General features: G+C 68.3%; 20 protein-coding genes. 12 read left to right on the top strand and 8 right to left on the bottom strand.

What is annotated here, in order from left to right:
• The first annotated feature begins 79 nt into the window (after positions 1–79).
• Positions 80–5197, top strand: a complete 5118-nt coding sequence (locus tag U4012_RS25335) for a DNA translocase FtsK (RefSeq protein WP_415750403.1) — start codon at positions 80–82, stop codon at positions 5195–5197.
• Between the two features lie 110 nt (positions 5198–5307).
• On the opposite strand, the gene U4012_RS25330 is transcribed toward U4012_RS25335, so the two are convergent.
• The gene (locus U4012_RS25330; protein WP_321802103.1) at positions 5308–6555 is read right to left on the bottom strand and encodes a lactonase family protein; all 1248 of its coding nucleotides are present in this window, start codon (positions 6553–6555) and stop codon (positions 5308–5310) included.
• A gap of 166 nt (positions 6556–6721) precedes the next feature.
• Between U4012_RS25330 and U4012_RS25325 the strand changes: the two genes are divergently transcribed.
• Together U4012_RS25325 and U4012_RS25320 are read left to right on the top strand one after the other, a co-directional pair.
• Entirely contained in the window at positions 6722–8551 is a 1830-nt protein-coding gene (locus U4012_RS25325; protein ID WP_044849192.1) for a glycoside hydrolase family 15 protein, read from the top strand.
• Positions 8552–8759: 208 nt separating this feature from the next.
• Positions 8760–10247: a polyhydroxyalkanoate depolymerase gene (locus U4012_RS25320; protein WP_124571307.1), complete on the top strand. Its 1488-nt coding sequence runs from the start codon at positions 8760–8762 to the stop codon at positions 10245–10247.
• Between the two features lie 139 nt (positions 10248–10386).
• Here U4012_RS25320 and U4012_RS25315 read toward each other — a convergent pair whose 3' ends face one another.
• Positions 10387–11019 carry a TetR family transcriptional regulator gene (locus tag U4012_RS25315; RefSeq protein WP_044849194.1) on the bottom strand — a complete coding sequence of 211 codons (633 nt, stop codon included), beginning with the start codon at positions 11017–11019 and terminating at the stop codon, positions 10387–10389.
• Between the two features lie 162 nt (positions 11020–11181).
• On the opposite strand from U4012_RS25315, the gene rsxB reads away from it, so the two are divergent.
• Together rsxB and nth are read left to right on the top strand one after the other, a co-directional pair.
• On the top strand, positions 11182–12177 hold the full coding sequence (gene rsxB / locus U4012_RS25310; protein WP_321802102.1) for an electron transport complex subunit RsxB: 996 nt from the start codon (positions 11182–11184) through the stop codon (positions 12175–12177).
• Positions 12174–12818 (top strand): endonuclease III, encoded by a 645-nt coding sequence (nth, locus tag U4012_RS25305; RefSeq protein WP_257772907.1) that lies wholly within the window; start codon positions 12174–12176, stop codon positions 12816–12818. Before rsxB ends, nth begins: the two co-directional genes overlap by 4 nt.
• 184 nt (positions 12819–13002) lie before the next feature.
• Here the strand turns inward: nth and U4012_RS25300 are convergent, their stop codons facing one another.
• Positions 13003–13932: a DMT family transporter gene (locus U4012_RS25300; protein WP_044846446.1), complete on the bottom strand. Its 930-nt coding sequence runs from the start codon at positions 13930–13932 to the stop codon at positions 13003–13005.
• Between the two features lie 134 nt (positions 13933–14066).
• On the opposite strand from U4012_RS25300, the gene U4012_RS25295 reads away from it, so the two are divergent.
• Positions 14067–14534 carry a DUF1841 family protein gene (locus U4012_RS25295; RefSeq protein ID WP_374692714.1) on the top strand — a complete coding sequence of 156 codons (468 nt, stop codon included), beginning with the start codon at positions 14067–14069 and terminating at the stop codon, positions 14532–14534.
• 72 nt (positions 14535–14606) lie between these two features.
• On the opposite strand, the gene U4012_RS25290 is transcribed toward U4012_RS25295, so the two are convergent.
• Positions 14607–14966, bottom strand: coding sequence for a c-type cytochrome (locus tag U4012_RS25290; protein ID WP_011885615.1), 360 nt, complete (start codon positions 14964–14966; stop codon positions 14607–14609).
• Positions 14967–15006: 40 nt separating this feature from the next.
• Positions 15007–15366 carry a c-type cytochrome gene (locus U4012_RS25285; protein ID WP_011352793.1) on the bottom strand — a complete coding sequence of 120 codons (360 nt, stop codon included), beginning with the start codon at positions 15364–15366 and terminating at the stop codon, positions 15007–15009.
• A 244-nt stretch (positions 15367–15610) separates the two neighbouring features.
• Between U4012_RS25285 and U4012_RS25280 the strand changes: the two genes are divergently transcribed.
• The 5 genes from U4012_RS25280 (at position 15611) to U4012_RS25260 (ending at position 20743) form a co-directional block, all read left to right on the top strand.
• Complete coding sequence (locus tag U4012_RS25280) at positions 15611–16453, top strand: AAA family ATPase (RefSeq protein ID WP_044846443.1); 843 nt, start codon at positions 15611–15613, stop codon at positions 16451–16453.
• 21 nt (positions 16454–16474) lie between these two features.
• Positions 16475–17650 (top strand): VWA domain-containing protein, encoded by a 1176-nt coding sequence (locus U4012_RS25275; RefSeq protein ID WP_321802101.1) that lies wholly within the window; start codon positions 16475–16477, stop codon positions 17648–17650.
• A gap of 56 nt (positions 17651–17706) precedes the next feature.
• Positions 17707–18918 carry a benzoate/H(+) symporter BenE family transporter gene (locus tag U4012_RS25270; RefSeq protein ID WP_044846441.1) on the top strand — a complete coding sequence of 404 codons (1212 nt, stop codon included), beginning with the start codon at positions 17707–17709 and terminating at the stop codon, positions 18916–18918.
• A 168-nt stretch (positions 18919–19086) separates the two neighbouring features.
• Positions 19087–20040: a transaldolase gene (tal, locus tag U4012_RS25265; protein ID WP_321802100.1), complete on the top strand. Its 954-nt coding sequence runs from the start codon at positions 19087–19089 to the stop codon at positions 20038–20040.
• Between the two features lie 250 nt (positions 20041–20290).
• Entirely contained in the window at positions 20291–20743 is a 453-nt protein-coding gene (locus tag U4012_RS25260) for a VOC family protein (protein ID WP_321802099.1), read from the top strand.
• 90 nt (positions 20744–20833) lie between these two features.
• On the opposite strand, the gene mctP is transcribed toward U4012_RS25260, so the two are convergent.
• The 3 genes from mctP to U4012_RS25245 form a co-directional block, all read right to left on the bottom strand.
• Positions 20834–22384 (bottom strand): monocarboxylate uptake permease MctP, encoded by a 1551-nt coding sequence (gene mctP / locus U4012_RS25255; protein ID WP_044846438.1) that lies wholly within the window; start codon positions 22382–22384, stop codon positions 20834–20836.
• A complete protein-coding gene (locus U4012_RS25250; protein ID WP_011657556.1) occupies positions 22381–22623 on the bottom strand; it encodes a DUF3311 domain-containing protein in 243 nt (80 codons plus the stop codon). The genes mctP and U4012_RS25250 overlap by 4 nt, the downstream gene beginning before the upstream one ends.
• A 198-nt stretch (positions 22624–22821) precedes the next feature.
• Entirely contained in the window at positions 22822–23739 is a 918-nt protein-coding gene (locus tag U4012_RS25245; RefSeq protein ID WP_124487185.1) for a spermidine synthase, read from the bottom strand.
• A 142-nt stretch (positions 23740–23881) separates the two neighbouring features.
• Between U4012_RS25245 and U4012_RS25240 the strand changes: the two genes are divergently transcribed.
• Complete coding sequence (locus U4012_RS25240) at positions 23882–24136, top strand: hypothetical protein (RefSeq protein WP_321802098.1); 255 nt, start codon at positions 23882–23884, stop codon at positions 24134–24136.
• The last annotated feature ends 179 nt before the right edge of the window (positions 24137–24315 follow it).

Genomic DNA, 24315 nt, shown 5'->3' with positions numbered 1-24315 from the left:
TTAGAGTCCTGCTCGTCGGCCGGTTAAACTCGGCGGGTCGCGCACCGCGCTCCCCGCCCTCTTCCTGTTTCATCAAAGCATGCACACGGTTGTCTTCGGCTGGTTCGGCATCTCCGCCGTCTGGTTCCTCCTTCTCATCTGGCGTCTCGTTCAGGCGATGCTGCCCGGCGGCGGCGGACTCGCCGGCCGCGGCTCGATTCGCCTGTGGCTCGGCTTCGCGGCCGTGTTCGTCGCGAGCTGCGCGCTGACGAGCCCGCTGTCGGGCCCCGACTCGAATGCGCTCGGCCACGCGTTCTCGAACGGCTTCGCGCATGTGCTCGGCCCGATCGGCACGCCGGTCGCGATGGTCGTGCTGTTCTTCGCGGGCCTGCCGTGGCTGACCGGCATCGGCTGGCGGCAGTTCGCCGCCTGGGTCGACACGTCGTTCGGCGTCAAGCTCGCGCGCGACGTCGACGACGACGACGTGCGCGGCGTTGCCGACCTGCCGCGCAGCGCGCTGCATCGCGACGACGACATCGTGCAGCCGACCACCGCCCATACCGTCAACTCGATGGCGCCGCGGCAAAACGGCCGGTATTCGCGCCCGACATTGTGGAAGCCCGATCCGCAGGCGCGGCCGAAGCCGCGCAGCAAGCCCGCGCCGCGTCCGCTCGCCGAGCCGGTCGCGCCGACGGGCTGGCTGAAGCCGACGTCGGCCAATCGCATGCCGCCGCCCGCACCGGGCGCGACGAGCGCCATGCCGCCCCCGACGACCGGCAGCACCGCCAGCCTCGCGCGCGCCGCCGCGAACAGCCAGGTGCCGCGCCCGAGTCCGGCCCCGCTGCCGGCCGGGTTCGAGCCCGTTCGGCCGCAACCGACCGCCGCGCGACAGGCCGCAGCCGCGCTGAAGCAACCGGCCGCGCCGCGCACCGCGGTCACGCCGCGCCCGGCCGCCGCGACGCCGCCGCGCACGCCCGCCCGCCCGGTGACGGGCGCCGGCGCCGCCGGCCAGTCGCCGGACGCCGCACGACGCCGCCCCGCGCCGCCGGCCCCGGCACGCGCGCCGCTCTACGCGTGGGTGCAACAGCCCGCGGAGCCGATCACGCCGGCACCGAGCGTTCACGACACGCTGCGCTCGATCGAAGCCAGTACCGCGCAGTGGGCGACGCTGGACGGTGTGCGGCAGGCCGATGCGTCGTCGGCGCCGGCCGCCGCGGCGACCGTGGCCGGCGCGGTTGCAGCGGCGGGCAGCGTCGCCGCGTCGGCGTCGACGGCCGTACCGGCCGGGATCGTTGCGGACGCGCATCAGGCCGCGCCCCGCGACGCAGTCCGTCCGGACTCGCACGAAGCCGCGCCGGCCTATGACGACGCACCGATCGTGCTGGATGCATTCATGCCGGCGGAGCCGAGCATGCGCGTGCCTGCCGTCGATACGGATGGCGCGGCATTCGACGGGGCCGTGCTGCCATCCGACGACGCACCGATCGTGCTGGATGCATTTATGCCGGCCGAGCAGGGCGTGCGCGTGCCTGCTGTCGATACGGGTACCCCGGCGTTCGGCGAGACCGTGCGGCATGCCATGCCGGATCCCGGCGTCGAAACCGATGCGCCGACGCGTCACGCGGACCGCGAGCATCGGCATGGCGCCGATGCACCAGCCGCGCCGGCATTCGATGCTCCGATCGACTTTGCGCCTTGGGAAGACATCGTCAGCCCGCCGGTTTCCGGGCTCGGCGCGTCGCATGAAAGCCCGATTGCCGCGCCACCGTCGGACGCGGACGAGTCGGTGGCCGCGAGCGCAGCGGTCGGTACACCTTCGGCCGCTGTCACGTCGACCGTGAGCGCCACGGGCCGCACCGTCGATGCGAAGGATGCGGCAACGGCCGCCGGAATTGCCGGCCAGGTCCAATCGCAAGCTACGGCGCTTGCCGATACCGCCGTATCGGTCGTCGCGAAAGAACACGCGCACGCGACGCAGGATGTCGTGAATCCGGTCCAGCCGGTCACGCCGCCTCCCCTCTCCGCTTCGTCGATCGCGGCAACGCCGACGCAGCCGCGTGCCGATGCAGTGCCCGTCGCCGCAGCGACGACGGCAGCCTCGGCCGCGTCGAACACGGCACCGGCCGGCGCCGTGACGGGAACGGTCTGGCACGCGGCAGCAGAGCACGGTGGCGAAACCGCTCCGTTGCCTGCAGGCATGCAACGCGCCACGCCACCGGCACCGGCGGCACCGGCCACCGCGGTCATGGAACCTGCGTCCGTCGACGCCGCGCCCTCCTCCGCATCATGGTCGAAGCCTTTGTCCGCTGAGCCCTTCGCTGGTACGCAGACGACCTCGGCAGCTGACGCGTCGTCGCCCGTCGGCAACGCATCCGGTTCTGCCGAGCCGGTGCCCGCGAACACGCCGAACAGCACACCTGTCGCCGCAGCGCCTGCGTTTACCGGCATGACAAACCCGGGCGCCGGTTCGCTGTCGCGACCGGCCGCATCGGAATCGTCTGTTGCGCCTGTTGCGCCTGTTGCGCCTGTTGCGCCTGTTGCGCCTGTTGCGCCTGTTGCGCCTGTTGCGCCGGCTGCTCCCATTGCACCGTCCACGCCGGTGAGTGTCACGGGTACTGCGTACGGTTCCGGCATTCACGCGCCGGCTGCCGCGGCGTCGACGATCGACGCCACGGATCCGGCATCGAGCATGGTCACGCCGGCGCCCGCACCGACGACGCCTGCCCGGACGCCGTCGACGGTTGCCTCCATCCCGGCCGCCGCGCAGGCGTCCGCATCCGCTCCGACCGCGGCAGCGGCGACATCCGCCCCCATGCCCGTGACTGGCGCCTCCGGCCTCACAACGGCACAACCTTTTGCGGCCGCGCCAAACGCAGCGGCTGCGGCTTCCGCCCTGACGTCTGCGGCGAGCGCTTCCGGCCCGGCCACCGCGCAGCCTTTCGCATCCGCGCCAACCGTGGCAGCCGCCACGGCGCCCGCATCGACCGGCACGTCCTTCAGCGCAACCGGATCGCAACCTGCGCAACGCACGCCGGTGTCGCCTGCCGCCGCGTCTTTCGCCTCGTCGGGCAGCGCATTGGCCGCAACGTCGACCGCATCGGCGACGCCTTCGGCAGCATCGACCACCCGCATGCCTGACGCTTCGGGATTCGGTGTGCCGGCCGCGACGACTGGAGCGACGCAGACGACAACCGGCGCCGCGCCTGTCGCTGCCACTGCCATCGCCCCGACACCGTCTTCCGGCACACTCGCCCCGACGAACACGGTCGCCGTTGCCGCGCCCGCCGCGTTCGGCGCCACGCCTGCCGCGACAAATGGCGCGCCGGCCTCCTTCGCCGCTGCCCCGGCCACGACGGCACCGGCCGCGTCGCCGACTTCCGCGCCCCCGTCGGTCTCGGCATTGCCGACCTACTCCGCGCCGGGCGGCTCCGTCGACACGGCGACACCGGCGCAATCCATCGCGTCCGCACCGCTGCCGCAGGCCCCGTCGTTCACCACCCCGCCGGCTCCCGCCGCTGCGCCGGCGAGTTGGTCCATGTCCGACATCGGCACGACGCCCGCGACAACCGGCATCACGATCCCGGCCGCCACGATCGCACCGCTTCCGGACGCAACGCCTCCCGCGGCCACCGTGCCGCCGGCACCGGCGGAATCGGGCGCCCCGGCCGCCGACGCATCGGCCGCGCCCGCGCGCCAGCCGCGCCCGAACGCGTTCGAATTCCACGCACCCGCGTCGTTCAACGTGGAGCTGCCGACGCTCGACCTGCTCGAGCCCGCGTCCGACGACGTCGAAACGATCACCGAGGAACACCTCGCGCAGACGGCCCAGGTCATCGAGCAGCGCCTGCAGGAGTTCAAGGTGCCGGTGACGGTGGTCGGCGCATCGGCCGGCCCGGTGATTACGCGCTTCGAGATCGAACCTGCGCTCGGCGTGCGCGGCAGCCAGATCGTCGGCCTGATGAAGGACCTGTCGCGCGGCCTCGGCCTCACGTCGATCCGCGTCGTCGAGACGATTCCCGGCAAGACCTGCATGGGCCTCGAGCTGCCGAACGCGAAACGCCAGATGATCCGCCTGTCGGAAATCCTCGAGTCGCGCCAATACCAGCATTCGGCGTCGCAGCTGACGATCGCGATGGGCAAGGACATCACCGGCCACCCGGTCGTCACCGATCTCGCGAAGGCGCCGCACATGCTGGTCGCCGGCACGACGGGTTCGGGCAAGTCGGTCGCGATCAACGCGATGATCCTGTCGCTGCTGTACAAGGCGACGCCCGAGGACGTGCGGCTGATCATGATCGACCCGAAGATGCTCGAGCTGTCGGTCTACGAAGGCATCCCGCACCTGCTCGCGCCGGTCGTCACCGACATGAAGCTCGCGGCGAACGCACTGAACTGGTGCGTCGGCGAAATGGAGAAACGCTACCGGCTGATGTCGGCCGTCGGCGTGCGCAATCTCGCGGGCTTCAACCAGAAGATCCGCGACGCGGAGGCGAAGGAAAAGAAGATCGGCAACCCGTTCTCGCTGACGCCCGACGATCCCGAGCCGCTGTCGAAGCTGCCGCTGATCGTCGTCGTGATCGACGAGCTGGCCGACCTGATGATGGTCGCCGGCAAGAAGATCGAGGAGCTGATCGCCCGTCTCGCGCAAAAGGCGCGCGCGGCCGGCATCCACCTGATCCTCGCGACCCAGCGCCCATCCGTCGACGTGATCACCGGCCTCATCAAGGCGAACATCCCGACGCGCGTCGCGTTCCAGGTGTCGTCGAAGATCGACTCGCGCACGATCCTCGACCAGATGGGCGCCGAATCGCTGCTCGGCCAGGGCGACATGCTGTTCCTGCCGCCGGGCACGGGCTACCCGCAGCGCGTGCACGGCGCGTTCGTCGCGGACGAGGAAGTGCACCGGATCGTCGAATACCTGAAGCAGTTCGGCGAGCCGCAGTACGAGGAAGGGATTCTGGACGGCCCGGCTGCCGACGGCGCGACGCAGGACCTGTTCGGCGAAGCGCCGGATGCGGAAGCCGATCCGCTGTACGACGAAGCGGTCGCGTTCGTCGTGCGCACGCGGCGCGCGTCGATCTCGTCGGTGCAGCGCCAGTTGCGCATCGGCTACAACCGCGCCGCGCGCCTCGTCGAGCAGATGGAGGCGGCCGGACTGGTGTCGCCGATGGGCATCAACGGCAGCCGCGAGGTGCTCGTGCCGGCCGCGGCCGACTGAGCATGGCGGCCGCACGGCCGCCGACGATCGATCCGGGCGCCCCGCGCAAGCGGCCGCCCGAACGAACAAGGGCGCTGCCTCGGCAGCGCCCTTTTTTCATGAACGGCGATTTACAGCGCCGCCGGCACCAGCTTGAAGTCGACCGGGCTGCCGACCGCCACCTTCTGCGGGTTCGCGCCGAGCTGCCCCGTCTGGACGTCGCGGCTGAACACGTAGAACGTGTCGCTGTCCTGGTTGCCGACGATCAGCCACTTGCCGGTCGGATCGATCAGGAATTCACGCGGCGTCCTGCCGAGGCTCGACTGGCGCCCGACGGTCTTCAGCCGGCCGTCGGCCTGGTTCACCGCGTAGATCACGATTTCGTTCACGTCGCCGCGATTGCTCGCGTACAGGAAGCGGCCGTCCGGCGACAGGTGGATCGCGCCGCCGCCGACCTTGCCCTTGAAGCCCGGCACCGTCATCGGCAGCGTCTCGACCGGCGTCAGCTTGCCGTCGCGGTAGCCGAACACCTCGACCGACGCGTTGAGTTCGCTCGTCACGTACGCGAACCGGCCATCGGCGCTGAATACCATGTGACGCGGGCCGGAGCCGGCCTTCACCGGCGTGTAGCGCGTGTCGGTCGGGCTGATCAGCCCGCGGCTGCCGTCCACCGTGTAGCGGTAGCCGTAGAGCTTGTCCGCGCCGAGGTCCTGCACGAACAGGTAGCGGCCGTCGGGCGAGAACACCGTCGAGTGCACGTGCGCGCCGTCCTGGCGCCCCTTCACGGGCCCCGTGCCCTCGTGATGCACCGTCAGCACGGCCGGGCCGGCCGCACCGCCGTCGCGGATCGGGAACACGGCGAAGCTGCCGCCCGGATCGGCCGCGACCGAGTAGTTGGCCGTGACGAGGTACTTGCCGTCCGGTGACAGCGCGAGATAGCAAGGATCGTTCCCTTCCGACGACACGCGGTCGATGAACGTGAGCGCCCCCGTCCTCGGATCGAAGCCGAACGTGCTGATGCCGCCGCGCTGCGTGGCCGGCCCGTTGTCGCCGGGCAGTTCGTTGACCGCGTAGACGGTGCGACCGTCGCGGCTCGGCAACAGGTAGGACGGATTCACGGTCTTCGCCGACGACACGGGCGCGATGCTGCCCGTTTTCGTATCGAAGCGGTACACGTAGATCCCGTCGCTGCCGTGCCCCGTATAGGTGCCGACGAGCAGGTTGTAGACGCCGTCGGCCGGTGCCGGCGATTGTTGCGCGAAGGCGTGGGTCGCGGACAAGGAAAGCACGAGCGCGAAACCTTTCATCCAGTGAGCGAACCTAAGCGGGAACCCTCGTGTCGAAGCGCGCGCGTCACGCTCGCGTAAACGGTTGGGCATTGAATCCTCCTTGCATCGAGTCGCTTCAAGTGTTGAGATAGGACGAAACGCCGGCCGTTCATGCGCTCCGCCGCCCGGGCGAGTATACGGGGCGCGACGCCGGCGCGTGAAGCCCGGGCGCCGCAGCCCTGCATCGTGAACTCGAATATCCAAGGACCGCTTGCCCATGCCCGCCCTGATCGAAGACTACGCCCTCGTCGGCGACGGCCACACCGCCGCGCTGATCTCGAAAGACGGCTCCGTCGACTGGCTGTGCTGGCCCCGCTTCGATTCGGGCGCCTGTTTCGCGGCGCTGGTCGGCACGCCCGAGCACGGCCGCTGGCTGCTCGCGCCGGCCGCCGACGCCGCGATCACGCACACGACGCGCCGCTATCGCGGCGACACGCTGATCCTCGAAACCGACTACGAAAGCGCCGACGGCGCGGTCACCGTGATCGACTTCATGCCGCCCGGCAACGGCTGGTCCGAACTGGTGCGGATCGTCGTCGGCCGCCACGGCACGATGAAGATGCGCATGGAACTGGTGTTGCGCTTCGACTACGGTTTCTCGATCCCGTGGGTCACGCAGCTGACGCGCGAGGACGGCATGAAGGCGATCGCCGGCCCCGATACCGTCGTGCTGCGCACGCCGGTGCCGCTCACCGGCAAGAACCTCCATACGCTCGCGGAATTCACGGTGAGCGCCGACGAACGTGTGCCGTTTTCGCTCAGCTATGCGGCGTCGCACCTGCGGCTGCCGCCCGCGCGCGATCCGCTGTCGATGCTCGCGCGCACCGAGAACTACTGGCTCGAATGGTCGGGCCGCTGCCAGGTGCAGGGCCGCTACGCGGCCGCCGTGCGCCGTTCGCTGATCACGCTGAAGGCGCTCGCGTACGAGCCGACCGGCGGCATCGTCGCGGCGCCGACCACGTCGCTGCCCGAGAAGATCGGCGGCAACCGCAACTGGGACTACCGCTACTGCTGGCTGCGCGACGCGACGATCACGCTGCTCGCGCTGATGCGCGGCGGCTATTACGACGAGGCGCGCGCGTGGCGCACGTGGCTCGGCCGCGTGATGGCCGGCTCGCCCGAGCAGATCCAGATCATGTACGGGATCGCGGGCGAGCGCCGGCTGCCGGAAATGGAGCTCGACTGGCTGCCCGGCTACCAGGATTCGAAACCGGTGCGCGTCGGCAACGGCGCCGCGAACCAGCTCCAGCTCGACGTGTTCGGCGAAGTGATGGCCGCGCTGCACCTCGCGCGCGTGGGCGGCCTGCAGGCCGACGACACGGTGTGGTCCGTCCAGTGCTCGCTGCTCGACCATCTCGAGAAGATCTGGCGGGAACCCGACGAGGGCATCTGGGAAACGCGCGGCGGCCGCCGCCACTTCACGTTCTCGAAGGTGATGGCGTGGGTCGCGTTCGACCGCGCGATCAAGTCGGCGGAGATGTTCCGGCTGCCCGCGTCGCTCGACCGCTGGCGCGCGCTGCGCGACCGGATCCACGCGGACGTGTGCGACAACGCATGGCATGAAGGCAAACAGGCGTTTGCCCAGAGCTACGGCAGCGACGAGCTCGACGCGAGCGTGCTGCTGCTGCCGCTGCTCGGCTTCCTGCCGCCGGAAGACCCGCGCATCGTCGGCACGGTCGACGCGATCGAGCGGGAATTGCTGCACGACGGCCTCGTGATGCGCTACCGCACGACCGAGTACGACGACGGCCTGCCGCCGGGCGAAGGCACGTTCCTCGCGTGCAGCTTCTGGCTGGTCGACAACTACGCGCTGCTCGGCCGGATCGACGACGCGCACCGGCTGTTCAGCCGGCTGCTCGCGCTGTCGAACGACCTCGGGCTGCTCGCCGAGGAATACGATCCGGTCGATGGCCGGCTCGTCGGCAATTTCCCGCAGGCGTTCTCGCACGTGGCGCTCGTGCATACCGCGATGAACCTGATGCACCATGAAGAGGCGATGGCGCGCGCGGCCGGCCAGCCGGCGCCGGCCGTGGCGACGGGGCGCTGACCGGGGGTGGAGCGGCTTCTTCAGAGATCGTCAATTCGCAAACGTTTGATGAAAAAACGGAAAAATGTTGCATTGCAACATTGATCGTTGTCCGATATGATCGACTCGATTGTCCGGCCGCACTGCAACATGGCCGGTCGCTGACCCACACGGCACGCCGCGACGCCACACGCCCCTGCGCACCGTCCCCCAAGCGGGAGTAGTCTGCATGCTTTACCAACTGCACGAATTCCAGCGGGCGATGCTGAGCCCGCTCACGGCCTGGGCCCAGGCCGCCTCCAAGTCGTTCGCCAATCCGTCCAGCCCGTTCTCGCTGATGCCCGGCGCGCCGCGGATGGCCGCCGCGTACGAACTGATGTACCGGCTCGGCAAGGATTACGAGAAGCCCGAATTCAACATTCACCAGATCGTCAAGGACGGCCACAACATCCCGATCGTCGAGCAGACGATCATCGAGAAGCCGTTCTGCCGGCTGCTGCGTTTCAAGCGCTATTCGGACGACGCCGATGCCGTCACGCAGCTGAAGGACGAGCCGGTCGTGCTGGTCTGCGCGCCGCTGTCGGGCCACCACTCGACGCTGCTGCGCGACACCGTGCGCACGCTGCTGCAGGATCACAAGGTGTACATCACCGACTGGATCGATGCGCGGATGGTGCCGGTCGAGGTCGGCCCGTTCCACCTGCACGACTACATCGCGTACATCCAGGAATTCATCCGCCACATCGGCGCGCGCAACCTGCACGTGATCTCCGTGTGCCAGCCGACCGTGCCGGTGCTCGCGGCGATCTCGCTGATGGCGAGCCGCGGCGAGGACACGCCGCTCACGATGACGATGATGGGCGGCCCGATCGACGCGCGCCGCAGCCCGACGTCGGTGAATTCGCTCGCGACGCAGCACTCGACCGCGTGGTTCGAGAACAACGTGATCCACACGGTGCCCGCGAACTATCCGGGCGAAGGCCGCCACGTGTATCCGGGCTTCCTGCAGCACACGGGCTTCGTCGCGATGAACCCGGAACGTCACGCGCAATCGCACTGGGACTTCTACCAGAGCCTGCTGCGCGGCGACGAGGACGACGCCGAGGCGCACCGCCGCTTCTACGACGAGTACAACGCGGTGCTCGACATGGCGGCCGAGTACTACCTCGAGACGATCCGCGTCGTGTTCCAGGAATTCCGGCTCGCGGAAGGCACGTGGGATGTCGAAGGCGAGCGCGTGCGTCCGCAGGACATCAAGCACACCGCGCTGATGACGATCGAGGGTGAACTCGACGACATCTCGGGCAGCGGCCAGACGCACGTCGCGCACGAGCTGTGCACGGGCATCCCGCAGGACGACCGCCGCAGCCTGACCGCCGAGAAGTGCGGTCACTACGGGATCTTCTCCGGCCGCCGCTGGCGCACGATCATCTATCCGCAGTTGCGCGACTTCATCCGCGAGCATGCGCCGGAACCGAAGAACGGCACGACGAAGTTGCCTCCCGATGCACAGGACGCGACCACGATCGGCGCCGTGCCGGCCGCCACGCCGCAGCCTGAAACGACGGCGCGCGCCACCGCCGCGAAACGCACGCGCCCGAAAGCGCCGGCCGTGACGGTCGCACCCGCCAGGACGGCCGTCGCGAAGGCCGCCCCTGCCGCGAAACGCGCAGGCAGCACGCGCGCCAAGCCCGCGCGGGCGCGCAAGGCCGCCTGACGCACCGCGTCCCGACGCAAAAACGCCGCCGTTGCTTGCGCACGGCGGCGTTTTTTTTATCTGGCGGTCGCCGTCGCTGCGACTCATCGATTCATCGACGCGTCGGTTCATCGGCGCGTCGGTTCGACGGTTCGTCGACTCAGCGCCGCAGCAGATACGCGAGCAGCAACTCGGTGTTCATCCTGACCATCTCCGCGCGCTCGTCGGCTTCGCTGAAGTCGCGGCCGAGCGTCGCGGCGAGCGTGAAGCGGTTCGACACGATGTAATAGCCGAGCCCCGACAGCGTCACGTAGAAGCGCAGCGGATCGACGTCGCTGCGGAACAGCCCGGCCTTCTGGCCGCGCATCAGCACGTTGCCGAGCTTCGCGACGATCGGCGACATCATCTCGCGGATCCGCGTCGACTTGTGCAGGTAGCGCGCTTCGTGCAGGTTCTCGTTGTTGATGAGCCGCAGCAGTTCGGGATGATCGCGGTAGTAGTCCCACACGAAATGCGCGAGCCGCGTGACGGCCTCGACGGGCGCGACGCCATCCAGATCGAGCACGCGCTCGGCCTCGGTCAGCGCGGAGAACGCGTGTTCGAGCACGGCCGTAAACAGCTGCTCCTTGCTGCCGAAGTAGTAATAGAGCATGCGCTCGTTGGTCTCGGCCCGGCGCGCGATCTGGTCGACGCGTGCGCCGAACAGCCCTCCACCCGCGAACTCTTCGGCTGCCGCCATCAGGATGCGGCGGCGTGTACCTTCAGGATCTCTTTTGATTTTTGGCTGATTCATGGTGGCGTTTTGCTATGTGAGCCGCGTGATCCTGATCCGGACCGGCACCCCCACCGCCTCGGCGCCGGCTGCCCTGGAACGAGCGCGCCGCATGCGGCCGCCCTCCTGCTGAGCCCCTGCAAAAAAGCGGTTCGATTATGCGCACAGACAGCGTCCAGCGCAATGCGGGAAATCGGCGATAATCAAGGTTTGGCAAACCTTTCCGGCCGCGCCAGACGCGGCCGAGAGCCATTCGGCGCTGCTGCGCCCGTTGTCACCGTGACCGATTCCAAGACCCTCGCGGATCGCATCGAAGATCTGCTTCCCCAGACGCAATGCACGAAGTGCGGCTATAGCGGCTGCCGTCCGTACGCCGAAGCGATCGCCGCCGGCGACGCGAACTACAACCAGTGCCCGCCCGGCGGCGCCGAAGGCATCGCACGCCTCGCGCGCCTGCTCGGCAAGCCCGTGATCCCGCTGAATCCCGTCAACGGCGCCGAGCATCCGCGCGCCGTCGCGTTCATCGACGAAAGCCTGTGCATCGGCTGCACGCTGTGCATGCAGGCGTGCCCGGTCGACGCGATCATCGGCGCACCGAAACAGATGCACACGATCGTCGAATCGCTGTGCACGGGCTGCGACCTGTGCGTACCGCCCTGCCCGGTCGACTGCATCGCGATGGTCCCCGTGACCGACGAGCGCACCGGCTGGGACGCGTGGTCGCAGGAACAGGCGGACGCCGCGCGCGAGCGCCACGACCGCCGGCTCGCGCGCCAGCGTCGCGAACGCGAGGCCGCCGAGGCGCGCGCCGCCGCCCGCCGCGCGGCCAGCGCCGGCGCCAGCGCGGCCAAGGCTGCGCCGGCCGCGGAACAGCCGGGCGCACCGGGCGCGGCACCAGCCGACGACGCCGACGCGAAGAAGCGCGCGATCATCGCGGCCGCGCTCGAACGCGCCCGCAAGAAGAAGGAAGAACTGTCCGGGCAAGGCGCCGGGCCGAAGAACACCGAAGGCGTGAGCGCGGCCGTGCAGGCGCAGATCGACGCGGCCGAAGCCCGCCGCAAGCGGCTCGCCGAACAGCAGGCGCAGCGCGACGCCGAGGCCGCCGGCGACACCCCCGGCGATCCGGACCACGACGACCGGAACGGCCCGTCCGCGCCGCCCGACAAGAACCGCCCATGAACGCCACGAAACGACGCGCGATCTACGAAACGCTGCAAAGCCTCAATCCGCATCCGACCACCGAGCTCGAATACACGACGCCGTTCGAGTTGCTGATCGCGGTGATGCTGTCCGCGCAGGCGACCGACGTGTCGGTCAACAAGGCGATGCGCAAGATGTTCCCGGTCGCGAACACCCCGCGACAAATCGTCGCGCTCGGTGAAGAAGGTGTCGCCGACTACATCAAGACGATCGGCCTGTACCGCACCAAGGCGAAGAACGTGATCGCGACGTGCAACATCCTGCTCGAGCGCTACGACGGCGAGGTGCCGGCCGATCGCGAAGCGCTCGAGAGCCTGCCGGGCGTCGGCCGCAAGACCGCGAACGTCGTGCTGAACACCGCGTTCGGCCAGCCGACGATCGCGGTCGACACGCACATCTTCCGCGTCGCGAACCGCACGGGGCTCGCGCCGGGCAAGGACGTGCGGGCCGTGGAGGCCGCGCTCGAGAAGTTCACGCCGAAGGAATTCCTGCAGGATGCGCATCACTGGCTGATCCTGCACGGACGCTATGTGTGCAAGGCGCGCAAGCCCGAATGCTGGCACTGCGCGATCGAGCCGCTGTGCGAATTCCGGCCGAAGACGCCGCCGCCGAACGAGTGAGCGTCAGCCGCGGCTGACGCACTGCACGGCCGCTCGTGCCGTTCGAGCCGTTCGAGCCGTTCGAGCCGTTCGAGCCGTTCGAGCCGCTCGAGCCGCTCGAGCCGTTCGAGCCGCTCGTGCCGCGCACTGCGCGCGGTACGACCCGCGGACGCCATTTCGGCGCCCGCGCCTTGTCCCTGCCCTGCTATGCGTTGGACGTCGCCGTCGCGTCGTCGGCCGCCGCGCCGCCCGCGCGCACGAGTGCGAGCACGGCCGCGAGGATCGCGACGCCGCCGATCCACTGCAACGGCGACAGCGCCTCGCCGAACAGCAGCGCCGCGAGCGCGACCGTCACGACCGGCTCGAGCGTCGACAGCATCGACGTGCGCGCGGCCCCCAGCCGCTCGAGCCCGGCGAAGAACGCGAGCATCGCGGCGACCGTCGACACCAAGGCGATCGCGAGCATCGACGCCCAGCCGCCGGCCGTCGCCGGCCAGCGCGGCGGCGCGCCGAACGCCGCGGTCCGCACGATCGCGATCGCGACGAGCGTCGCGGTCGCCGACAGGCAGATGATGGCGGTCGTCGCGAGCGGATCGACGCCGCGCGTCGCCTTCGTGCCGCCGACGATGTACAGCGAATAGATCACCGCGGCGGCCAGCGCGAGCGCGATGCCGAGCGGCTCGCCGTGGCCGCCGCCGACCATCAGCGCGGAGCCCGCGACGCAGAGCACGAGCGCGACCGCCTTCGCGCGCGTGAGGCGCTCGCCGAGCCACCATGCGGCCAGCAGCGTGACGAAGGCCGGATACAGGTACAGCAGCAAGGCGACGAGGCTCGCCTGCGCATGCTGGAGCGCACTGAAATAGCAGAACGACTGCCCGACGTAGCCGAGCGCTCCCATCGCGACGAGCGGCGCGAGCGTGCGGCCGCGCGGCCATGCGACGCGGCGGTGCCGCGCGATCGCGGCAAGGATCGCACCGCCGATCGCGAAGCGCACGATCAGCAGCCCGAGCACGTCGACACCGGCCGCATACGCATAGCGGCCGAAGATCGCCATCGCGCCGAACGCGGCGGCGGACAGCGCGACATAGAGCGCGCCCTGTAGCGCGGCGGACGATGAGCGGACGGTGGCGGACATGATGGAGCGGTGCGAGCGCGACGACGGGAATCGTCGGAGTGTAGCGGCGCGGCGGCCGGCAGCCTAGCCCGCGCTTACCCGTTGCGCGGCGGCCAGCGCCGCACGCCGACCCGGCGTACAATGCGCGACGCGGCATGACGCCGCCCGAATCACGACGTTTCCCCACCATGTTCAATCCGAGTCGCGACGAAGTCCGTCGCTTTTTCACCGAGACCTGGCGCAAGCAGCGCGCCGGCGAGATCCTGACGCCGCTGGAAGCGATGGCAGCCGACTGGATCGTCGAGCATCCGGAATACCACGACGACCTCGCGGACGCCGACGGCGCCGCCGCGCGCAACTACACGCCCGAGGAAGGCCGCACGAACCCGTTCCTGCATCTGTCGATGCACCTCGCGATCAGCGAGCAGCTGTCGATCGACCAGCCGCCCGGCATCCGCGCCGCGCACGATAAGCTGGCCGCGAAGCTCGACTCGACCCACGAGGCGCAGCACATGATCATGGAGTGCCTCGGCGAGACGATCTGGGAAGCGCAGCGCACCGGCACGCCGCCCGATACGGACGCGTACCTGCAGCGCATCCTGCGCCGCGCGTCGCGCGACTGAGCGCCGCGGACAAAAAAATACCCCGCCGCGGCGGGGTATTCCGGCTGCACGGACCGGCAAGGTCCGGCGCGCTTACTTCTTGAAGACGAGATCCGTCTCTTTCAGCGACTCGATGTAGGCCGCGATGTCCTTCATGTCGCTGACCGACAGGTTCTGCACCTGCGCCTGCATGATCGCGTTGTTGCGACCGAGCAGCGGGTTCGTCAGCCCCATCTGGTACTGGCGCATCGCCCACACGAGGTAGTCGGCGTGCTGGCCCGCGAGGCGCGGATATTCTGCGTTGATCGGCTTGTTCAGCTGCGCGCCGTGGCAGGCCGCGCAGTTGTGCGACTCGACCAGCTCCTTGCCCTTCGTGGTGTCCGCCGCATGCGCGGTACCGATCGCGAGGCCGGCCGCCAGTGCAACCGCCGCCGTCTTGAATGCGTTGTTCATGAATGCTCCTGTCCCGCCGGTCAGATCGGCGGCGCGCGCTTTACTTGTAGGGATTGTCCTTCGTGTCGGCCTTCTGGACGGCGTAGTAAGCCGCCAGATCCGCGATGTCCTGGTCCGTCAGCGAACCGGCGATCGCGTTCATCGACGGGAAGTGACGATCTTTCTTGCGGTAGGCCTTCAGCGCGTTCTCGAGGTATTGCTGGTTCTGGCCGCCGAGGACGGGCACCCGGTAGACCTCCGGATACGCCGCGCGGTAATCCTGGATGCCGTGGCAACCGATACACATGGCGGCCTTGCTTGCCCCGTCCTTCGGGTTGCCGACCACACCGGCCGCCTGCGCGCTGCCCGCGAGCGCCACGAGCGCTGCGACAACGACGTGTTTGCCGACGAATTTGTTCATAGCTCTTGTAACCTAGCTTGAGGGGAAACTGGCGCCGAAGCGGCAACGGCCCGCGCCGTTTTGCTTGTCGGTCGCCACGCAGGCCAAAAAAAACGGCCAGATTGTACCGCGTCGGCGGGGAATGCGTCCATACGGCGCCCCGGTCCGCCCCGCCGCAGCCCCGCAACGATACGCGGCCCCGGCCCAACCGGACAGCCCTTCTGACTTATACTGGGTTTTTTTGCGACCAGGAAAGAGCGCCGCCATGCGTTTCGAAGGATCCTCGCACTACGTCGCCACCGACGACCTGAAGCTCGCGGTCAATGCCGCGCTGACGCTGCAGCGCCCGCTGCTGATCAAGGGCGAGCCCGGCACCGGCAAGACCATGCTCGCCGAGGAAGTGGCAGCCGCGCTCGACATGCCGCTGTTGCAGTGGCACATCAAGTCGACGACGAAGGCGCAGCAGGGCCTGTACGAATACGACGCGGTGTCGCGGCTGCGCGACTCGCAGCTCGGCGACGCGCGCGTGAAGGACATCGCGAACTACATCGTGAAGGGCGTGCTGTGGCAGGCGTTCGACGCCGAGCGCCCGAGCGTGCTGCTGATCGACGAGATCGACAAGGCCGACATCGAATTCCCGAACGACCTGCTGCGCGAGCTCGACCGGATGGAATTCCACGTGTACGAGACGCGCGAGACCGTGCGCGCGAAGCACCGCCCGCTCGTGATCATCACGTCGAACAACGAGAAGGAGCTGCCCGACGCATTCCTGCGCCGCTGCTTCTTCCACTACATCCAGTTTCCCGATCCGTCGACGATGCAGCAGATCGTCGCGGTCCACTTCCCGGACATCCGCGAGGAACTGCTGCGCGCGGCGCTCGAGAGCTTCTTCGAGCTGCGCGCCGTGTCGGGATTGAAGAAAAAGCCGTCGACGTCCGAGCTGCTCGACTGGCTGAAGCTGCTGCTCGCCGAGAACATCCCGGCCGACGCGCTGCGCGGCGTCGACGCGAAGCAGATCGTGCCGCCGCTCGCGGGCGCGCTGCTGAAGAACGAGCAGGACCTGAGCCTGCTCGAGCGGCTCGTCTACATGAACCGGCACAACCGGTAACCCACCCGCGAAGGCCCGGCCATGCTGCTCAATTTCTTCTACGCGCTGCGCGCAGCCAAGCTGCCCGTCTCGGTGAAGGAATACCTGACGCTGCTCGAATCGCTGAAGGCCGGGCTGATCTCGCCGTCGATCGACGCGTTCTACTTCCTCGCGCGGATGACGCTCGTCAAGGACGAGCAGTACTTCGACAAGTTCGACCAGGCGTTCGGCGCGTATTTCCACGGCGTGTCCGCCCTGCCTTCCGAGGCGTTCGACGTTCCGCTCGACTGGCTCGAGAAACGCCTCCAGCGCGAGCTGTCGCCGGAGGAAAAGGCGCAGATCGAAGCGATGGGCGGCCTCGACAAGCTGATGGAGCGCCTGAAGGAACTGCTCGACGAGCAGAAGGAACGCCACGAAGGCGGCAACAAGTGGATCGGCACCGGCGGCACGTCGCCGTTCGGGCACGGCGGCTACAACCCCGAAGGCATGCGCATCGGCGGCCCGTCGAACGGCAACCGCACCGCGGTCAAGGTGTGGGAAGCGCGCGTCTATCGCGACTACGACGATTCCGTCGAGATCGGCACGCGCAACATCAAGGTCGCGCTGCGGCGCCTGCGCCGCTTCGCGCGCGAAGGCGCGGCCGAGGAGCTCGACCTGCCCGGCACGATCCGCAGCACGGCCGCGAACGCGGGCTGGCTCGACCTGCGGATGGTGCCCGAGCGCCACAACAACGTGAAGGTGCTGATGCTGCTCGACGTCGGCGGCTCGATGGACGACCACATCAAGCGCACCGAGGAGCTGTTCTCGGCCGCGAAGGCCGAGTTCAAGCACCTGGAGTTCTACTACTTCCACAACTGCGTGTACGACCACCTGTGGAAGAACAACCGCCGCCGCCACGCGGAGCGCACCGCGACGTGGGACGTGCTGCACAAGTTCACGCCCGACTACAAGCTGATCTTCGTCGGCGACGCGACGATGAGCCCGTACGAGGTGCTGCAGCCCGGCGGCTCGGTCGAATACAACAATCCGGAAGCCGGCGCCGTCTGGCTGCGCCGCCTCGCCGACCAGTTCCCCCACCATGCATGGCTGAACCCGGAGCCCGAGCGGCTATGGGAATACCGGCAATCGGTCTCGATCATTCGCGACGTGCTCGGTCAGCGCATGTACCCGCTCACGCTCGCGGGCCTCGAAACCGCGATGCGCGCACTCAGCAAGTAACGAACCCACCCTGCAGACACGAAGGCCGCGTCCAGGCGGCCTCCCCCGGAGATAGCATGAACCCTTCGCCCACCGCGAGCGCTGGCCGCGCCGGCGGCCGCCGCTTTTTCACCGATACGTCCGTCTCGGCGCTCGTCGCCGGCTTCGTCGCGATGATGACGGGCTACACGAGCTCGCTCGTGCTGATGTTCCAGGCCGGCCGCGCCGCGCACCTGACCGACGCGCAGATCTCGTCGTGGATCTGGGCGCTGTCGATCGGCATGGCGCTGACGACGATCGGCCTGTCGCTGCGCTTTCGCGCGCCCGTCGTGGTCGCGTGGTCGACGCCCGGCGCCGCGCTGCTGATCGCGTCGCTGCCCGGCGTACCGTATCCCGAAGCCATCGGCGCGTTCGTCGTGTGCGCACTGCTGCTGACCGCGGTCGGCCTGAGCGGGCTGTTCGACACGCTGATGCGGCGCATTCCGGCCGGCATCGCCGCCGCCCTGCTCGCGGGCATCCTGTTCGAGATCGGCATCGAGATCTTCCGCGCCGCGCAGTTCCAGACCGCGCTCGTGCTCGCGATGTTCTTCACCTACCTGATCGTCAAGCGGCTCGCGCCGCGCTACGCGATCGTCACGACGCTGCTCGTCGGCACCGTGGCGGCCGGCGGCCTCGGCCTGCTCGACTTCAGCCGCTTCCACATCGCGCTCGCGCAGCCCGTGTTCACGATGCCCGCGTTCTCGATCGCGTCGATCGTCAGCATCGGCATTCCGCTGTTCGTCGTCGCGATGGCGTCGCAGAACGTGCCGGGCATCGCGGTGCTGCGCGCGGACGGCTATTCGACCCCGTCGTCGCCGCTGATCGCGTCCACCGGCCTCGCGTCGCTGCTGCTCGCGCCGTTCGGCTCGCACGGCGTGAACCTCGCGGCGATCACCGCGGCGATCTGCACGGGCCCCGAAGCGCACGAGGATCACGCGAAGCGCTACACGGCCGCCGTGTGGTGCGGCACGTTCTACCTGATCGCCGGGATCTTCGGCGCGACGATCGCCGCGCTGTTCGCGGCACTGCCGAAGGCGCTCGTCGTGTCGGTCGCCGCGCTCGCGCTGTTCGGCTCGATCATGAGCGGGCTCGCGAACGCGATGCAGGACGTGAAGCAGCGCGAAGCCGCGCTCGTCACGTTCATGGTCACCGCGTCGGGTCTGACGCTGTTGTCGATCGGCTCGGCGTTCTGGGGCCTCGTCGCGGGGATCGTCACGCAGGTGATCCTGAACGCGCGGCGCCCCGCGTGATGCGGCGCGACGCCCGCCACGGCAGGCGCCGGACCCGCCAAAACGTGCCCGACACGAATCGGGCCTAAAATGATGGATCGAAGGCGGTGCCCGGCGCCGCCTCGCTTCGCCGCCGCGCTCGCGCGGCCCGTGAGAACCCGGCGCGCCGCGCCCTTCTTCCGAATCGCCATGACTACCGCACTCGACCAGCTGAAGCAGTACACGACCGTCGTCGCCGACACGGGCGATTTCCAGCAGCTTGCGCAATACAAGCCGCAGGATGCGACCACGAACCCGTCGCTGATCCTGAAGGCCGTCCAGAAGGACGCGTACAAGCCGATCCTCGAGAAAACCGTCCGCGATCATCGCAACGAAAGCACCGATTTCATCATCGACCGCCTGCTGATCGCATTCGGCACCGAGATCCTGAAGCTGATTCCGGGCCGCGTGTCGACCGAGGTCGATGCGCGCCTGTCGTTCGACACGCAGCGCTCGATCGACAAGGGTCGCGAACTCATCGCACTGTACGAAGCCGCCGGCGTCGGCCGCGAGCGCATCCTGATCAAGCTCGCATCGACGTGGGAAGGCATTCGCGCGGCCGAGGTGCTGCAGAAGGAAGGGATCAAGTGCAACATGACCCTGCTTTTCTCGCTCGTGCAGGCCGCCGCGTGCGCGGAAGCCGGCGCGCAACTGATCTCGCCGTTCGTCGGCCGCATCTACGACTGGTACAAGAAGCAGGCCGGCGCCGACTGGGATGAAGCGAAGAACGGCGGTGCGAACGATCCGGGCGTGCAGTCGGTGCGCCGCATCTACACCTACTACAAGACGTTCGGCTACAACACCGAAGTGATGGGCGCGAGCTTCCGCACGACGAGCCAGATCACCGAGCTCGCGGGCTGCGACCTGCTGACGATCAGCCCCGATTTGCTGCAGAAGCTGCACGACAGCACCGACACGGTGGCGCGCAAGCTGTCACCGGACGCGCTGCAGGACAAGCCGACCGAGCGCGTCGCGATCGACGAGGCATCGTTCCGCTTCCAGCTGAACGACGAAGCGATGGCGACCGAAAAGCTGTCCGAAGGCATCCGCGTGTTCGCCGCCGATGCGGTGAAGCTCGAAAAGCTGATCGACGGGCTGCGCTGAACCACGCCGCACGTGACGTGACGACCGTCAGTTGAACTGTCAGCAACCCTGACAACAGCCGTCAGCAGCGTGACGAACGGCCGCGAACCGCGTGTTCGCGGCCGTTTTTATTTTTCATTCCATCGTCAGACGCGCGCACTACAATCCACGTCACGAGTGCGCCGGCCGCATCCCGGCGTGCTCTTCCCGGTCAATCTTGGAAGTACCCGCGCCGGCACCGACACGCCGGCCCGGTCAACAGGAGACAACGATGCAAGTCCAACCGTATCTGACGTTCTACGGCCGCGCGGAAGAGGCCCTTCAGTTCTACGAAAAGGCGCTCGGCGCGAAGACGATGTTCAAGATGCGCTTCAAGGATGCGCCGCCGAATCCCGAACACGCGATCACGCCCGAGATGGCCGACAAGGTGATGCATGCGAGCTTCACGATCGGCGACTCGATGATCATGTGCTCGGACGGCGACTGCAGCCAGCCGGGCGGCACGCACGCCGGCTATTCGCTGTCGCTGAACCCGGCGACGGTCGAGGAAGGCCAGAAGCTGTTCGATGCGCTCGCCGACGGCGGCGAAGTGACGATGCCGTTCGGCAAGACGTTCTGGGCGCTCGGCTTCGGGATGGCGAAGGACCGTTTCGGCGTGCACTGGATGGTCAACGTCGAAGACCTGTCGCAACGCGAGGATCTCGTGAAACGCGCGCAGGGCTGACACCCGCGAAAACGCCCGCCACTTCGCAGTGACGGGCGTCGTTGCCGCTGCGCGATGCGCGGCCCGCGACACGCGGCCGCGCCGCCCGCATCAACCCTCGACGACGTCGAGATAGTCCTCCGGCCGCGTGCGATCCTCCGCATGCGCCATGCCCATCGCGCGCACCAGCACGCTCACCGCCACCGCCACCACCAGGTTCACGACCAGCGACCACACGGCCGCGTAGCCGGGAATCGCGAGGCCGAACAGGTGGATCGTGAAGATCGAGCTCGCGAGCTTCAACGACACCGCCATCCACGTGCCGCACACGATGCCTGCCGCCCAGCCGGCCAGCAGGCCGCGATGGTCGAGCAGCCGCGTGTACAGGCCGAGCACGATCGCGGGCAGCGTCTGGATGATCCAGATCCCGCCGAGCAGCTGCAGCTGGATCGCATAGGTGAGCGGCAGCCCGAGGATGAACGCGACCGCGCCGACCTTCACGATCAGCGACGTGAGCTTCGCGACGTGCGTCTCCTGGTCGTGCGTCATGTCGCGGTTGATGAACTCGCGGTGGATGTTGCGCGTATAGAGGTTCGCGGCCGCGATCGACATGATCGCCGCCGGCACCAGCGCGCCGATGCCGATCGCCGCGAACGCGACGCCGACGAACCACGACGGGAAATACTCGAGGAACAGCGCGGGCACCGCGAAGTTCGGGCCGAACGCCTTGAAGTACGGCGCGTACTGCGGCATGTCCTTCACGCCCGCTGCAAGCGCCATGTAGCCGAGCAGCGCGAGCAAGCCGAGCACGAACGAGTACGCGGGCAGCATCGCCATGTTGCGGCGGATCGAGTTGCCGGACGACGACGACAGGATCGCCGTGACCGAGTGCGGATACAGGAACAGCGCGAGCGCCGAGCCGATCGCGAGCGTCACGTACGCGCTGTAGCCGTTCAGGCTCGCCGCGTCGGGTGCCTTCAGCAGCAGCTTCGCGGGCGGCACGCTCGCGAAGATGTGGCCGAAGCCGCCGAGCTTCGCCGGGATCACGATGACCGCCGCGGCGATCGTGATGTAGATCAGGATGTCCTTCACGATCGCGATCATCGCGGGCGCGCGCAGCCCCGACGTGTACGTGTACGCGGCGAGGATCGCGAACGCGATGATCAGCGGCAGGTCGCCGACGAAGCCCGTCGTGTCGAAGCCGAGCGCGCCGATCACGACTTCGATGCCGACGAGCTGCAGCGCGATGTACGGCATCGTCGCGAGGATGCCCGTCACCGCGATCGCGAGCGCGAGCATCCGGCTGCCGTAGCGTGCGTTCACGAAGTCGGCGGCCGTCACGTAGCCGTGACGCTTCGCGATGCTCCACAGCTTCGGGAACACGACGAACGCGAACGGGTAGATCAGGATCGTGTACGGCAGCGCGAAGAAGCCCATCGCGCCGGCGCCGAACACGAGCGCGGGCACCGCGACGAACGTATAGGCCGTGTAGAGGTCGCCGCCGAGCAGGAACCACGTGACGATCGTGCCGAAGCGGCGGCCGCCGAGGCCCCATTCGTCGAGATGGGCGAGATCGCCGCGCCGCCAGTTGGCGGCCAGGAAACCGATGATCGTGACACCGATGAACAGGAGCACGAAAACGAAGGTCGCGCCGAGATTCATCGCGCACCTCCCTGCGGGCCGCTCGCCTTCCACGCGTTCTTGGTCTTGAAATAGACGAACGCGGTAATCACCGCGCTAATGAAGACCCAAAGGAGCTGGTACCAGTAGAAGAACGGAAATCCGAACCATTGCGGTTCGATCTTGCTGTACGACGGTACCCACACCATCGCGATTAGCGGCAGTACCAGCAGCCAGAGCCAGCGCTTGGCGGCCCGATTGGCGTCGGCATCGTGAGCCATGACGTCTCCTCATCTTTCCCGGTTATCGATCTTGTCAAGCGGGTGCGGCGGCGAGAGGAGCGGCAAAACGGGTAAGCTGCGGCTCCCCTGGCTTCGCGCCAGTATAGGAGCCGCGAACGCGCGGTCAAGCGGGGGCGAACCCGAGGTGATCCGCCCCCAGTCATGCGGTTGCACCGGCATGCGGCCGGCGCATGAGCGTCAGATCGCGAACGAGGATTCGCGTGCGCCGATCGTTTCTTTCAAAGCTTTCACCCACTTGCGCGCGGGCAGCTTCAGCGTGTCCTCGATCAGTTTCGCGCGGGCTTCCAGCTGCGCGAACGACACGTCGAGCGCGGGGCCCGAGAACGCGATCGCGATCCGGTTGCCGTCGTGCACTTCCGGCAGCGCGATCACGCGATGGTCGAACGCCGCGTTCAGGTGCTTCATGTTGCGCACGAAGCTCGGATGGTCGCCGAACAGGTTGATCGTCGCGATGCCCGCGTCGGCGAGGCAGCCGCGCACCGCGCGGTAGAACGCGACGCTGTCGAGCACCGGGCCGCGTGCGGTCGCGTCGTACAGGTCGATCTGCAGTGCGCCCGTCGTGCCGCGGTTGGCCGGATCGTTGACGAAGTCCCACGCGTCGGCTTCGTGCACGACGAGGCGTGCGTCGTCGGGCGGCAGCGCGAACATCGTGCGTGCGGCGACGATCACGGCCGGGTTCAATTCGACGGCCTCGACCTTCGCGTGCGGCAGGAAGCGGTGCGAGAACTTCGTCAGCGCGCCGGTGCCGAGCCCGAGCTGGACGATCCGTTCGGGCGTTTCGAGGAACAGCAGCCACGCCATCATCTGCTGCGCGTATTCGAGCTCGATGGCGAGCGGCTTCGAAATCCGCATCGCGCCCTGCACCCATTCGGTACCGAAGTGCAGGAAGCGCACGCCGCGCTCTTCCGAGAACGTGACGGGCGCGAAGCGCGGCTTGCGCGGTGCGTCGAGGACGGGCACGTCGTCGTGTTCGTCGATCTCCGGGCGGCGCTTCACGCGCGGCGGCTGGAGCTGTTCGGAGCCGTTGTAGGCGGACGGCTTGCGTTTTTTGAACGCGCGCGCCTCGGCGGACGCGCGCTTGATCAGTCGGGTCATGATTGAATCTCGCTGGGTGACGCTGGATGAGCGGACGAGAGGATAGCATTGGTGGCGGTGGGAACCGTACCGAACGCTTGGTGATGCACGACTTCACCGCGCCGTTGGCGCTACGCCGCGTTCATTGATCGAAGGCGGACGCATGACCTCGAACGGCAAGAAGATCTGGTTTCCCGCGAAGCGCTACGGCTGGGGATGGGGTTTGCCTGTCGCGTGGCAAGGTTGGGTCGTGCTGCTGCTGTTCGCGACCGGGATCATCGCGAGCGCGTGGCTGGTGCCGCCGCAGCAATCGCCGATCGCATACGGTGCCTGCATCGTGGTACTGGTCGCGCTGCTGACTGCCGTTTGCTGGCTCAAGGGCGAGAAGCCCGGGTGGCGATGGGGCAAGGACGATTGATCGTCCGGCGCGACACGCACGCACGTACGATCGCCGTTCTTCGGCAACGAACAACCCGCTTCCCGCCGTCATCGCCCCAAATCGATCGCCCTCTGTCGAACGGCTGAATTGCCCCGGTCTCCCCGCGACGCAAAGATGTGAAGGAACGGCCATCGGCCGGAAGATCACGCGCGCGCTCG

Source organism: Burkholderia sp. BCC1988 (assembly GCF_905339895.1).
Taxonomy (GTDB): domain Bacteria; phylum Pseudomonadota; class Gammaproteobacteria; order Burkholderiales; family Burkholderiaceae; genus Burkholderia.
Note: the sequence above shows the minus strand (reverse complement) of the source record. Positions and strands in the feature narration are given on the sequence as shown.

Coding starts and splice junctions, on each gene's coding strand:
- U4012_RS25335 (WP_415750403.1), top strand. CDS start 80: ATGCACACGGTTGTCTTCGGCTGGTTCGGCATCTCCGCCGTCTGGTTC.
- U4012_RS25330 (WP_321802103.1), bottom strand. CDS start 6,555: ATGCCCAACCGTTTACGCGAGCGTGACGCGCGCGCTTCGACACGAGGG.
- U4012_RS25325 (WP_044849192.1), top strand. CDS start 6,722: ATGCCCGCCCTGATCGAAGACTACGCCCTCGTCGGCGACGGCCACACC.
- U4012_RS25320 (WP_124571307.1), top strand. CDS start 8,760: ATGCTTTACCAACTGCACGAATTCCAGCGGGCGATGCTGAGCCCGCTC.
- U4012_RS25315 (WP_044849194.1), bottom strand. CDS start 11,019: ATGAATCAGCCAAAAATCAAAAGAGATCCTGAAGGTACACGCCGCCGC.
- rsxB (WP_321802102.1), top strand. CDS start 11,182: ATGCGGGAAATCGGCGATAATCAAGGTTTGGCAAACCTTTCCGGCCGC.
- nth (WP_257772907.1), top strand. CDS start 12,174: ATGAACGCCACGAAACGACGCGCGATCTACGAAACGCTGCAAAGCCTC.
- U4012_RS25300 (WP_044846446.1), bottom strand. CDS start 13,932: ATGTCCGCCACCGTCCGCTCATCGTCCGCCGCGCTACAGGGCGCGCTC.
- U4012_RS25295 (WP_374692714.1), top strand. CDS start 14,067: ATGACGCCGCCCGAATCACGACGTTTCCCCACCATGTTCAATCCGAGT.
- U4012_RS25290 (WP_011885615.1), bottom strand. CDS start 14,966: ATGAACAACGCATTCAAGACGGCGGCGGTTGCACTGGCGGCCGGCCTC.
- U4012_RS25285 (WP_011352793.1), bottom strand. CDS start 15,366: ATGAACAAATTCGTCGGCAAACACGTCGTTGTCGCAGCGCTCGTGGCG.
- U4012_RS25280 (WP_044846443.1), top strand. CDS start 15,611: ATGCGTTTCGAAGGATCCTCGCACTACGTCGCCACCGACGACCTGAAG.
- U4012_RS25275 (WP_321802101.1), top strand. CDS start 16,475: ATGCTGCTCAATTTCTTCTACGCGCTGCGCGCAGCCAAGCTGCCCGTC.
- U4012_RS25270 (WP_044846441.1), top strand. CDS start 17,707: ATGAACCCTTCGCCCACCGCGAGCGCTGGCCGCGCCGGCGGCCGCCGC.
- tal (WP_321802100.1), top strand. CDS start 19,087: ATGACTACCGCACTCGACCAGCTGAAGCAGTACACGACCGTCGTCGCC.
- U4012_RS25260 (WP_321802099.1), top strand. CDS start 20,291: ATGCAAGTCCAACCGTATCTGACGTTCTACGGCCGCGCGGAAGAGGCC.
- mctP (WP_044846438.1), bottom strand. CDS start 22,384: ATGAATCTCGGCGCGACCTTCGTTTTCGTGCTCCTGTTCATCGGTGTC.
- U4012_RS25250 (WP_011657556.1), bottom strand. CDS start 22,623: ATGGCTCACGATGCCGACGCCAATCGGGCCGCCAAGCGCTGGCTCTGG.
- U4012_RS25245 (WP_124487185.1), bottom strand. CDS start 23,739: ATGACCCGACTGATCAAGCGCGCGTCCGCCGAGGCGCGCGCGTTCAAA.
- U4012_RS25240 (WP_321802098.1), top strand. CDS start 23,882: ATGACCTCGAACGGCAAGAAGATCTGGTTTCCCGCGAAGCGCTACGGC.